Below are 13,225 nucleotides of genomic sequence, written 5' to 3'. Positions count from 1 at the left end.
AACTACGAAGTTCTTATAGAAATCATATTAAATGTTTCATTAAACCTAAAGATTAATTATTTACCATTCCAAAAAAATTAGAATAATTGTAGCTTTTCTCACTAAGATTTTGGATAAAAAAGCTACCTCTTAAATTTTGAGGTAGCTTAGAAAAATTACATTCAAAATAAAAAAGTGGGGTAAATTTAATTTTAATGTAATTAAAATTGATTATCCGTTATTTGTAATAATTAATTTCTGCGTCATTCTGAATTTATTTCAGAATCTCATATAATGCTAAAAATCAAAGCTTATCAGATGAGACCCTGAATCAAGTTCAGGGTGATGAAACATTTTATGATGCATTACGGACATTCAATAATTAAATTATGTAATATTAATTCAGGAATAAAAGTATATGAAAAATTACCTAATTTTATTTTTTTCGACCAAAAGAAGACTTAATCCGTTAACTAACAAATAAGTAAAGATAAACAACATCAAACCTTCTTTTTTAATCGTATGACAGAAATTTCTGGCCAAATACCCACTCTACCCGGATAACCTAAGTAACCAAAACCACGATTTACATTAATGTAATTACCAAATTCTTTATAAATACCTGCCCAATTCTTATAGCGATACTTTACAGGACTCCACTTGATCCATCCCGGAATTTCGATACCAAATTGCATTCCGTGTGTGTGACCACTTAAGGTAAGTTGATATTTTTTAGGATCGTTCTTCAATTTTTGTTGCCAATATGACGGGTCGTGACTCAACATAATTTTAAAATCTTTGTCACTTAATCCTGCTGAAGCTTTATCGGCATCGCCATGTTTCACAAAACCACCGGCTCCCCAGTTTTCAACTCCAACAATAGCGATCTCATCGTTTCCTTTTTGGAGTTTTCGGTGTTCATTCAACAATAAATTCCAGCCCATTTCTTGCTGAAGATCTTTTAGTTGCTGAAGATTCTCTGCTTTCGCTTGACCATTCTCCCAATCTACATAATCGCCATAATCATGATTTCCTAAAATAGAAAACACACCATCTTTAGCTGTTAAAGTTGAAAAAAGAGCTTTCCAATCTTTCATTTCAGAAGCCATATTGTTTACCAAATCTCCGGTAAAGAAAATCACATCACTTTCCTGTTCATTTACTAAATTAACAGCGTATTCAATTTCTTTATGATTATCAAAACTTCCGCTATGCACGTCGCTAATTTGAGTGATTTGGTAGCCATCAAACGCATCGGGAAGATCATCAAATTCTAATTCATAGCTCAAGACTTGGTAATTGTATTTTCCTTTATACATTCCGTATAGCAAAGAAGCAAACGGAATGGCAGCAATACCCAATGCGATTTTACTCACAAAACCGCGTCGAGACGGAATCATTTTTTCAGCATTACTTCCGCTCAATTTTCTCACTCCGCCAATTACTAATCGCACCAAATCTTCGCCAAACATAAATAAGACCAAGATGATTTTAGCTGAAAATAAGGCTAATAAAAATCCGGCGGCATAACTTTTAGCAATCGAAAGTACTCGCCCTTCCCCCGGTTGTAAAAATTGATAAAGAAAATTACCCAGCACCAATAACGAAATGGCTAAGTATAAATAATGAATCCAACTAGACCTGGTAACGGTTTTTAATGCCTGAAAAGCATAGACATCAAAAACTATATAAATAACAATAAAAATTGCCCAACGCATACTTTCAAATTTTACGAGCGCAAAGCTACTTCAACCTACAGAAAACGCCTATTATTTTAAATAATTTAACTTGATAGTGAATTTGTTATCACTTATAGATAAATTCACTTTTCAATCTTTCACAAATTCATCATTCTCTTTTTTTAAATTAAGTGTAATTTTGAAAACATCAGCAATTAAATAAAACAAACCATGGCGCAACAAAAACGACTTTTTCTTCTCGATGCTTATGCTCTTATTTTTAGAGGCTATTATGCACTTATAAAAAACCCGAGAATCAATTCTAAAGGTCAAGATACTTCTGCCGTTATGGGATTTATGAATTCTCTTTTCGACGTGATCAAGAGAGAAAAACCAGATCATCTCGCGGTTTGTTTTGATAAAGGCGGAAGCCACGCCAGAACAGAAATGTATGAAGATTACAAAGGTAATCGTGACGAAACGCCAGATGTAATACGACAATCGATCCCGATTATTCAAGATATTATCAATGCCATGCACATCCCTTGTGTTGAATTAGAAGGTTTAGAGGCCGATGATATTATTGGGACGTTAGCTAAGCAGGCTGAAAAACAAAACTATCAAGTCTTTATGGTTACGCCCGATAAAGATTTTGGGCAACTCGTTTCTGAAAATATTTTCATGTACCGACCTGCAAGAATGGGTAACGGTATTGAGATTTGGGGAATCCCGGAAGTCCAAAAACGCTTTGGCGTTGAGCGACCAGAACAGGTGATAGATTATTTAGGAATGATGGGCGATGCCTCAGACAACATTCCTGGTTTACCCGGAGTGGGTGATAAAACTGCCAAAAAATTTATCGCTCAATTCGACAGTATGGAAGGTTTATTAGAAAACACCGACCAGCTGAAAGGGAAAATGAAAGAGAAAGTGATTGAAAATGCCGAATTAGGAAGACTTTCTAAAAAACTAGCTACCATTTTTACCGATTGCGATGTGACTTTCGATGAAGAAAAATACGAACTCACCCAACCCGATGCAGAAAAGGTAGTTGAAATTTTTAAAGACCTAGAATTTAGAAGACTTACCGAGCAGTTTGTAAAAATGTACAACCAAGAAGGTGAAGTTTCAACCAAAGGCCTAACGACGCAACAAGATACTTCAGACAAGAAAAAGCAGGCAAAACCAACAGCCGGCGCAGGACAGTTTTCACTTTTTGGCGGCGATGGCGATGCAGAAAATATTTCCGCAGAAAACATTCAGGGTTATTTAACCATAGAAAACACTCCGCATCTGTATCAACATATCGAACCGGGAATGGCAACCGAATTGTTTCTAAAAAAACTCATGAAGCAAAAATCGGTTTGTTTTGATACCGAAACAACAAACCTCAACACGCACCAAGCTAAATTAGTCGGCATTGCGTTTAGTTGGGAAAAAGGAAAAGGTTACTACTTACCAATTGCTGAAGATGATGAAAAAGCACAAGAAGCAGTAGAATTACTTCGCCCGTTTTTTGAATCGGAAGACATTGAAAAAATTGGTCAGAACCTAAAATACGATATCAAAGTAATGGCCAATTACGATATTGAAGTAAAAGGCCCATTGTTCGACACCATGTTAGCGCATTACATTATTAACCCGGATATGCGCCATAATATGGATGTACTTTCTGAAACTTACCTCAACTACCAACCGGTTTCTATTGAAAAGCTAATTGGTAAAAAGGGTAAAAACCAGAAATCGATGCGTGAAGTTCCTGTGGAAGAGCAAACAGAATACGCTGCAGAAGATGCCGATATTACGCTTCAGCTCAAACAATTTTTTGCTGAAGAATTAAAAGATGCCAACAACGAAAAGCTGTTTAACGATATCGAAGTTCCGTTACTGCGTGTTTTGGCTGAAATGGAGATGGAAGGAATTCGACTCGATAAAGATTTTCTTAAAAAACTTTCTGATGCGCTCGAAAAAGATATTCTTCAACTGGAGAAAACAATTTATCAAGAGGCCGATGAAGAATTCAACATTGGTTCTCCTAAACAATTAGGAGAAATTCTCTTCGGAAAATTAAAATTAGTCGACAAACCTAAAAAGACGAGAACCGGGCAATATTCTACCGCAGAAGATGTGCTTTCTTACTTAGCTAACGATCATCAAATTGTGGCCGATGTTCTTACTTGGCGCGGACTTGTAAAATTAAAAAACACTTATGTCGATGCGCTACCGGAACAAATTGAAGAAAAAACCGGACGCATACATACCGATTATATGCAAACCGTTGCTGCCACGGGAAGATTAAGTTCTAACAACCCGAACTTGCAAAATATCCCAATTAGAACTGAACGTGGTCGAGAAGTGCGAAAAGCGTTTATTCCGCGTGATGAAAATTATGTACTGCTCGCTGCTGATTATTCGCAGATCGAACTCCGCATTATCGCCGCTTTAAGCAAAGAAGAAACGATGATAAAAGCCTTTCAGGATGGAGAAGATATTCACGCAACCACAGCAGCCAAAGTTTTTGATGTTCCGCTAGAAGAGGTAACTCGTGAGCAACGTAGCAACGCCAAAACCGTTAACTTCGGAATCATCTATGGGGTTTCTGCTTTCGGTCTTAGCAACCAAACCGATTTAAACCGAGCAGAATCGAAAGAATTGATCGAAACCTATTACAAAACCTATCCAAAACTTCGCGATTATATCGACGAGCAAGTAGAGTTTGCTCGCGAACACGGTTATGTTTCTACCGTGATGGGACGCCGTCGTTATTTAAAAGATATTAATGCAGGAAATGCAATGGTTAGAAGCGGTGCCGAACGAAACGCAGTAAACGCGCCTATACAAGGTAGCGCTGCCGATATTATTAAAGTGGCGATGATCAACATTCAGCAGAAATTAAAAGCCGGTAATTACAAATCTAAAATGCTGTTACAAGTTCATGATGAATTGGTGTTCGATGTGCATAAAGATGAATTAGAAACTTTAAAACCCATCATTCAATCTGAAATGGAAAACGCTTTTAAACTAGAAGTACCACTCGATGTTGAATTAGGCATCGGGCAAAATTGGCTGGAAGCACATTAAATTTAGAGAGTAGGTTTTAGGTATTGGGTTTTAGGCAGTAGGAATTAGATTTATATAAACTATGAAATTCAGCAAAGAGTTTAAAGAAGCGGTGCTACATTTATCTGAAAGCGAAAAAGATAAATTACTGATTCGTTTACTCAAGAAAGATGAAAATCTCGTGAACCGACTTTATTTTGAATTGATCGACGACCAAACCGTTGACGATCATCGTTTAAAAATGGAAAGCCGAGTTGAGGTTAGAGCTGAAGAAATTACACGTTTTGCCAAATCGCTTAACCATTTAAAAATGCTCACACGTTATTTGAGTGGTGAAATTAGCGAGCACGTAAGAATCACCAAAGATAAGTTCGGCGAGGTTTCACTAAATCTTTTGATGTTAAACACCCTAATTAAAAACAGCAAAAAATTATTCAAAAAATCGACGCAAATACAAGCTCGAAAATTCAGCTTATATGTGATTGTAAGAACCTACAGAACTTTATTGCTCATCGATAAAATGCACGAAGATTTACATATGGAGTTTGAAGATGATCTTCATGAATTAGGAAATTTTATCGCAAATGAACCAAAACTCAACTATTTTGCTTTGGAAAATGGACTAGATGCAAGCTGGCTTATTAGTAACGAAATTCCTGAAGATATTGCACAATATCATAAAGATTTAAAAGCACAAGGATTTTTAAAATAGACTTCCGTTTTAAAGTAACAACGCCCATTTCTAAAGAAATGGGCGTTGTTACTTTTGATAAAGAATAATCTTATTTCACTATTATTTTTTGTGTTGAAGTTTTTCCATCAATTTTCACCTGAATTAAATAAATCCCGGCTTCCAGACCTGTATTTTGTACTAGAATTTGAGCTTCAGCAGAGAATTGGTTCTGGTATACTTGCTTTCCAAGCATATTGAATATTTTCAACTTTACTTCATTTGAATTTAATTGCGTTAATTGCAAGGTGAATTCTCCAGCGGTTGAAGGATTAGGATAAATTGTAAATGTGTTTTCTGCAATAGTTGATATTCCTAGATTTTCTTCAGCAAAAGCAATCGAAAAACGTTCTGGATCTATACTTCCTGACTGAGCTTCATCTACATTAAAACTATAAACATTCTCTTGATTATTGATCATTTCGGTTTGCGTACCTAAATAGTCATCAACCAAATAAGTTGTGACTCCGCTAACTTCATTTAAATTTATTCTAAACACATAAGCTTGATGGCGATATTGGTTTAAATAAAACGGAACATCTTCTCCTGCTTGCGGTAAAGCTCTACTTTCAATACTCAGATAGTGATTAGTATTTACGATTGAAAGCGTTTCATCTAAATTTCCAAGTTTGGTTGCATCATCTGCTTCGATCATATTAGAAGCGTTTGATGAGAACTTCAATAGAACTCCGTCAGCCAGTTTTCCGTTATTCGCATAAGCTTCCTGAGTTTGCAAATCGATATTTATGGTTGAAGTGGTAGATTGATTAGCTCCTCTAAAAACTTCAGTAAAAGCTTCACTTGTTGCCTTATCACTTTCTTGGAATAAAACTGAAGAAGCACCATTAGCTAAGGTCGTCACGAAAGCCGCTTGACCAGGTTGTAAAAACTGGTTTGCTTCAGAAGCTGACGGCGTAGGATTTCCTGTAGACAAATCTACTGTGACATAAGCTCCTTGCGTATTCATATTAGGATCCCAAACGTAATATTGATTCGTGTTTAAATTTGTTGAATTTGCCAAAACTGAATTTATATCGACAATAGCTTGGTAAGGATTCCCTATAAAATTGAAATGGTCTTGAGTGCTTCCTAAAGTACTGCTTTGGTTTCCTGTCGCCATGTCTCCGGTCGCTCTAATTACTGCCGGATTTATAGGTGTAGAACTATTATCTGTAACATCGATGCCTCTATTACCACGAACATAAACACGGTAAGGTTCTCCTGCGGTTAAAGTATTTACATCGGTATTTGCAACATCGTACCAAGCTTGATTTGCATCGGTGTATTGATTATCGAAACCAAATAGAGAAGGATTACCGCTCGGCGTTGCATCGAAACCATTTGCTCCCGTCGTAGAACCTGTAATATGAATCCCAAAACCAGGATCAGGATTTTGATTATTACTAAAGTTTGTCGTAGTATTATTCACGCCTTCTTGCCAATTGGCATTAATAGAAGTTGAAGTGGTGACCGCACTGGTTAAAAATCTAAATGCTCTCACGCCATCTACCGCATCTCCCGGAATAAAGCGCTCTACTCTAATATCGTTCCCGCTAATTGTTCCATAAAATTCATCTAACTGTCCGGTCGTTGTGGCGTTACTTACAAATGTGATCGAACCGTTGTTGGTGATGTTTCCGTTAGCATGAAGAACAGCTTCAATAGCTACATTTGCATTATGATCAACGAACAAACTATTTAAAGAAATATTGGTATTAACGGTAAAATCATCATACAACAAAACATCTTTCGTAGCAGTTGAATTTGAAACCGCATCATTATTTGTCCACACTCCATCTTTATATAACAAATAATCTAATTCTCCCGGATTTGCGTTTGCATGGGTATCATCAACAAAGTCTAATAAAAAAATATTTTGATAAGTTCTACTATTACTTCCTGCAACAGTAGTTTGTGTATCATCGATAATTTCACTGGCACCATCTGTAAGTTGCCATCTTCTAGAAGTTCCTGTACCAAAATACATACCTTCGGTTCCTGTAACAAAAACAGTATTTGTAGTTAAAGTTCCGAATTCACTTTCAAAATTAGCTTGTGAGCCTACTCTTGTGATTATTAAAAATCCTTTTGCCGGAATAGTTGCGGTACCTATATCATCTCCTAATTCCCAAGAAGTAGACTCATCTGCTATTAAACTGAAGCCTGTCATATCTATAGGAATCGTACCATTATTGTAAATCTCAATATATTCATTTTTATAATCTGAAGCATCAGCAACTTCTGTAATGTATAAAAGTAACGGATCTTCAACCGTATAACTTATTTCTGAGCTTGTCACAATATCAAGATCGTTATTCATCGCTTCAATTTCATAATAAATAGTAGTTCCATCGACTTGTGCAGGAATATCGGTATTAGCGGTATAAGTATTACCGCTGTCTAAACTCATGGTAATTGTATTCGATAAACTTCCGCTAGTAGTTCCCCAAGCCAGGACCACATCGGCGATCCCGTTACTATCGGTAACATTTGCCGAAATAGAAACCGCATCAGCTGAAGTTACTTCTCCATTGATCGGATTTTGAGTGATACTGGTAATCTGCGTTGGAAGATTTTCACTTAAATATCCTGTTAATTCTACATTATCGATTCGCCACAATGAAGTATCTCCTCCTCCGGTTCCCGAAGAAGTATAACGAAAAGCAATTCTAACGCTAGTTCCTGAAATTCCTGTAAGATCTATATCTCCAGAAGCTGTCCAAGTAGTTGAATTTGCTGATGCAAAAGTCGCACTTAAAGAATTCCAACTAGTGGTACTCGGGTTTCCGGTATAATTATTCGTATAAAGCAATTCTACTTCTGGTCCAGAAATACCGTTATCGGTATACTGATTATAACTTTCAAAAGTTAGTGTCTCATTTGCATAAAGATCTAAATTCAATTCCTCAGAAATTAAATAATCTTCCGCCGCAACATCTGCTCCATAAGCATTGATTTGAAAATATCCGCTACTACATTCCCAATCTGCATTAGAAGAAACGCTTACCGATGTAAAAGAAATATTTCCACAATCTTGAAAGTCATCAGAAATAATTTCTACACTGTCATCTACCAAATAATTCTCTTCATCTGAAGCTTCTGTAGCGGGAGTAGCATCATCATCTGTCGCTTCAATTTCATAATAAACGGTAGTCCCATCGGCTTGCGCAGGAATATCGGTATTGCTTATATAAGTATCACCACTACTCAAACTCATTGCAATCGTGTTTGATAAATTTCCTGTTGATGTTCCCCAGTGTAATTCTACATTCGCAATATTACTATCGCTATCGGTCACATCTGCCGAAACAGACACAGCATCGCTTGAAGTTACATTTCCGCTAGTTGGTGTTTGTGTAATGTTAATGATTTGAGGTGGTTGATTTCCTGAAGGAGAATAGGCGGTTGTCGAAAAATCGTCAATTATCAAATGACCTGCATTATCGTCACTTAAAATTCTAATCGTTAATCCTGTAGAGACATCATTTACCGTATAAGTAAATTGAGCATATGTAGTTCCAGCAAAAGCTTGCGTAGCTATAGTTGTATAATTGACACCATCGGTAGATTTTTGAATTTCAATTGTTCCTCCTCCACTATTTAACTCTCTATACCAAAAAGAGATTTCTCCCACTCCACTATTAATAACGGGCGTCGTAAGACTGGCTCCAGAAGTATCATCATCTAATCTTGCAGAAGCTCCTGATCTCGAATTAGCTAGATCATTTATCACTTCATCTACAACCCACGTTCCACTATCATAATTTATTGTACCGGTGTTATAACCAGGTCCAAAATTTCCGTTATCAAAATTTTCTGTAAGTTGAGCAAACAGATTATAGGTAAGAATAAAGGCCAATAAAGGTAACCTTAGAAGTAGTTTTTTGATCATAATTCAAATTTTTAGCAATAATAGATATCTATCCACAAAAAGTATTTACAGTAAAATTATAGCATTGTTATTAAATTGTTAGCTGAATTCAGAAAAAATCCAAGCAAATTTCAATTTAATCATTTGGTTATTAGCGAACTTAGGTAAAAATATTACACCACACGCTTGTCAAATAAATTTATAATCGTACATTTGCACCCCGTTTCCCAAATTGGGAAAGGGAATGGAATGTTTAATAATTAAAAAATTTTAGTGTGGACACATTAAGTTACAAAACAGTATCTGCCAACAAGAAAACCGTAAATAAAGAATGGGTTGTGTTGGATGCTGAAGGACAATCGCTTGGTCGTCTTGCTTCTATCGCTGCAAAGTTTATTAGAGGTAAGTACAAGCCAGACTACACCCCACACGTTGATTGTGGAGATAACGTAATCGTTATTAATGCAGAAAAAATCAACTTAACAGGTAAAAAATGGGACGCGAAAGAATACATTCGCTATACCAACTACCCGGGTGGACAAAGAAGCTTAACAGCTAGTGAATTATTCGGTAAAGATCCTGCAAGACTTATCGAAAAATCTGTAAAAGGGATGCTACCTAAGAACAAATTAGGTTCTGCTCTTTTCAAAAACTTAAAGGTTTATGTAGGTTCTGAACATGATCACGAAGCTCAAAAGCCTAAATCTATTAACCTAAACGAACTTGTGTAAATGGAGACAATTCACAAAATTGGTCGTAGAAAGACTGCTGTAGCTCGTGTATATGTTTCTGAAGGAAGCGGAAGCATTACAATCAACAAAAAAGAGCTTAACAATTACTTCACTACCGGTACTTTACAGTACAAAGTTAACCAACCTTTAATGTTAACCGGTAACGAAGGTAATTTTGATCTTAACGTTAGCGTAAATGGTGGTGGTATCACAGGACAAGCAGAAGCTGTTCGTCTTGCTATCGCTAGAGCAATGTGCGAATTAAACGAAGAGAACAGAAGTGCACTTAAGCCAGAAGGATTACTTACAAGAGACCCAAGAATGGTTGAACGTAAGAAATTCGGTCAGAAGAAAGCACGTAAGAAATTCCAATTCTCGAAACGTTAATATTTATTGGAAGAGTATTCTTTCAAAAATTAAATTTTTAAAAAAGTATTGTTGTTATTCATTAGTAATTAATGAAGTTAGTTTAGCATCTAAATAAGCAAGGCCGAAACATCGCCACTTGTTTATTGCTATCTCAACAGAACGTAAACTATTACAAAAATGGCAAATAAAGTAGAAGTTAAAGAATTACTTGATGCAGGTGTACATTTTGGACACTTGACAAGAAGATGGAATCCAAACATGGCTCCTTACATCTATATGGAGCGTAACGGTATTCACATCATCAACTTATATAAAAGTGCTGCAAAAATGCAAGAAGCTGCCGAGGCGCTTAGCAAAATCGCAGCCAGCGGTAGAAAAATCTTATTTGTAGCTACCAAAAAACAAGCTAAAGAAATTGTTTCTGAAGAAGCTTCAAGAGCAAACATGCCTTACATTACTGAGCGTTGGCCTGGTGGAATGTTAACCAATTTCGTTACCATTCGTAAAGCAGTTAAGAAAATGGCTTCTGTAGACCGTATGAAAAAAGACGGTACTTTTAACTCTCTTTCTAAAAAAGAGCGTCTTCAAGTAGACCGTATGAGAGCTAAGTTAGAGAAAAACTTAGGATCTATTGCAGATATGACTCGCCTTCCGGGAGCATTATTCGTAGTAGATATCACTCGTGAACACATTGCTATTAAAGAAGCACAAAAATTAAACATTCCAATTTTTGCAATGGTAGATACGAATTCTGACCCAAGAGAGGTAGATTACGTAATCCCAGCAAACGACGATGCTTCTAAATCGATCAAAAAAGTAATGTCTTACGTAGCAGATTCTATCGTAGACGGTTTAGCTGAAAGAAAAGCAGATAAAGCTGCTAAGAAAGAACAAAAAGCTGCTGCTCCTAAAAAAGAAGCAAAAGCAGAAGTTCCTTCTAAAGATGCTGAAGATAAAAAAGCAATGAAAGAAGCTAAAAAAGACGTTAAATTAGAGTCTAAAAAAGAAACTTTAGAAAAAGCTGATTCTAAAGAAGACAATTAATATAACAATTTCATAATTTTTAATGATAAGTCGTTTAGCTCTTTTATTCTTAAAATCGTAAGCTAAACGACTTATTAGTTAACATAAAACAAAAAATCATGGCAAAAATATCTGCTGCTGAAGTAAATAAATTAAGAAAGGCTACCGGAGCCGGAATGATGGACTGTAAAAAAGCTTTAGTTGAAGCTGAAGGAGATTTTGACAGTGCAATCGAAATTTTACGTAAAAAAGGACAAAAAGTTGCTGCAAAGAGAGCCGACAGAGATTCTTCTGAAGGTGCTGCAATCGCAGTTGTAAATGCAGACGCTAATAAAGGAGTTGTAATCTCATTAAACTGTGAGACAGATTTCGTAGCTAAAAACGATGATTTCGTTGCGTTAGCAAACGACTTTGCTCAATTAGCATTAAACTGTAATTCTAAAGAAGAATTATTAGCTGCAGATTACAAAGGAATCACTGTAGAAGAAAAACTTACAGAACAAACTGGAGTTATCGGTGAGAAAATCGAGATCGGTGCTTTCAAAACTTTAGAAGCTCCTTTCGTAGGTTCTTACATTCACGCAGGTAACAAAATTGCTGTTTTAACTGGTTTATCTAAAGCTGGAGATAACGCAGAAGAAGTTGCTAAAGATGTGTCTATGCAAGCTGCAGCAATGAATCCTGTTGCTTTAAATGAAGATGGTGTAGATCAAGCAACAATCGATAAAGAGATAGAAATTGCAAAAGATCAATTACGTCAAGAAGGTAAGCCGGAAGATATGTTAGACAACATCGCTAAAGGTAAGATCAAACGTTTCTTTAAAGACAACACGTTAGTACACCAAGCATTTATTAAAGATAACAAGCAATCTGTTGCTCAATACGTAGCAGACGCTTTAGGAAAAGATGCTGAAGTTGTTGCTTTCGAAAGAGTCGCTTTAGGATAGTCACTTCCTAATCAAAATAATGAAAACCGCTTTCAAAAAAATGAAAGCGGTTTTTTTATACATTACTTTTACAAATTCAGAATATCATTATATTTGCACAACTCGATACAAAAGCTATGCAATACAAAAGAATTCTTTTAAAACTTTCAGGAGAAGCATTAATGGGTCAACGCCAGTATGGTATAGATCCTGAGCGTTTAGCAGAATATGCCAAAGAAATAAAAACTGTTGTAGATAAAGGAATTCAGGTAGCGATCGTGATTGGTGGCGGTAATATTTTTAGAGGTGTTGCCGGAGCCAGTAAAGGGATGGATCGTGTGCAAGGTGACCATATGGGAATGCTAGCAACCGTAATTAACGGTCTAGCGTTACAAAGCGCTTGTGAAGACGCTGGGATGGAAACTCGCTTACAGTCTGCCGTTAAAATAAATGAAGTTGCAGAACCTTTTATTAGAAGAAAGGCTTTAAGACATTTAGAAAAAGGAAGAGTCGTTATTTTTGGAGGCGGAACCGGTAATCCTTATTTCACCACAGATTCTGCTGCGGTCTTAAGAGCTATTGAAATTGAAGCCGATGTGATCTTAAAAGGGACTCGAGTAGATGGTATTTACACCTCAGATCCTGAGAAAGACAGAGAAGCCACTAAATTCGACTTTATAAGTTTTGATGATGTGTTGAGAAAAGGCTTAAAAGTGATGGATACGACGGCATTCACACTAAGCCAAGAAAACGAATTACCAATTATTGTTTTTGATATGAATAAAGACGGAAATTTACTAAAAGTAGTTTCCGGAGAAAATATCGGGACAAAAGTTAATCTATAAGAATAACCAACA

Annotated in this window: 9 protein-coding genes; 7 read left to right on the top strand and 2 right to left on the bottom strand. The window is 36.2% G+C overall.

Annotation, left to right across the window (positions count from 1 at the left end; all coding sequences use genetic code 11):
• Positions 1-479: 479 nt before the first annotated feature.
• Positions 480-1,697 (bottom strand): metallophosphoesterase, encoded by a 1,218-nt coding sequence (locus G551_RS0107115; protein WP_027884911.1) that lies wholly within the window; start codon positions 1,695-1,697, stop codon positions 480-482.
• A 192-nt stretch (positions 1,698-1,889) separates the two neighbouring features.
• On the opposite strand from G551_RS0107115, the gene polA reads away from it, so the two are divergent.
• A complete protein-coding gene (gene polA, locus G551_RS0107110; protein WP_027884910.1) occupies positions 1,890-4,739 on the top strand; it encodes a DNA polymerase I in 2,850 nt (949 codons plus the stop codon).
• A 61-nt stretch (positions 4,740-4,800) separates the two neighbouring features.
• On the top strand, positions 4,801-5,430 hold the full coding sequence (locus G551_RS0107105; protein ID WP_027884909.1) for a hypothetical protein: 630 nt from the start codon (positions 4,801-4,803) through the stop codon (positions 5,428-5,430).
• Between the two features lie 70 nt (positions 5,431-5,500).
• Here G551_RS0107105 and G551_RS16210 read toward each other — a convergent pair whose 3' ends face one another.
• Positions 5,501-9,340: a T9SS type A sorting domain-containing protein gene (locus tag G551_RS16210; RefSeq protein ID WP_051191317.1), complete on the bottom strand. Its 3,840-nt coding sequence runs from the start codon at positions 9,338-9,340 to the stop codon at positions 5,501-5,503.
• 254 nt (positions 9,341-9,594) lie between these two features.
• Between G551_RS16210 and rplM the strand changes: the two genes are divergently transcribed.
• The 5 genes from rplM (at position 9,595) to pyrH (ending at position 13,213) form a co-directional block, all read left to right on the top strand.
• Positions 9,595-10,050: a 50S ribosomal protein L13 gene (rplM, locus tag G551_RS0107095; RefSeq protein WP_027884908.1), complete on the top strand. Its 456-nt coding sequence runs from the start codon at positions 9,595-9,597 to the stop codon at positions 10,048-10,050.
• Positions 10,051-10,437, top strand: a complete 387-nt coding sequence (gene rpsI / locus G551_RS0107090; protein WP_027884907.1) for a 30S ribosomal protein S9 — start codon at positions 10,051-10,053, stop codon at positions 10,435-10,437.
• Between the two features lie 159 nt (positions 10,438-10,596).
• The gene (rpsB, locus tag G551_RS0107085) at positions 10,597-11,463 is read left to right on the top strand and encodes a 30S ribosomal protein S2 (RefSeq protein ID WP_027884906.1); all 867 of its coding nucleotides are present in this window, start codon (positions 10,597-10,599) and stop codon (positions 11,461-11,463) included.
• Between the two features lie 98 nt (positions 11,464-11,561).
• Positions 11,562-12,389 carry a translation elongation factor Ts gene (gene tsf, locus G551_RS0107080; protein WP_027884905.1) on the top strand — a complete coding sequence of 276 codons (828 nt, stop codon included), beginning with the start codon at positions 11,562-11,564 and terminating at the stop codon, positions 12,387-12,389.
• Positions 12,390-12,505: 116 nt separating this feature from the next.
• Positions 12,506-13,213, top strand: coding sequence for a UMP kinase (gene pyrH, locus G551_RS0107075; protein WP_027884904.1), 708 nt, complete (start codon positions 12,506-12,508; stop codon positions 13,211-13,213).
• Positions 13,214-13,225: the final 12 nt, after the last annotated feature.

Source organism: Mesonia mobilis DSM 19841, from assembly GCF_000423405.1.
Taxonomy (GTDB): Bacteria; Bacteroidota; Bacteroidia; order Flavobacteriales; family Flavobacteriaceae; genus Mesonia; species Mesonia mobilis.
Note: the sequence above shows the minus strand (reverse complement) of the source record. Positions and strands in the feature narration are given on the sequence as shown.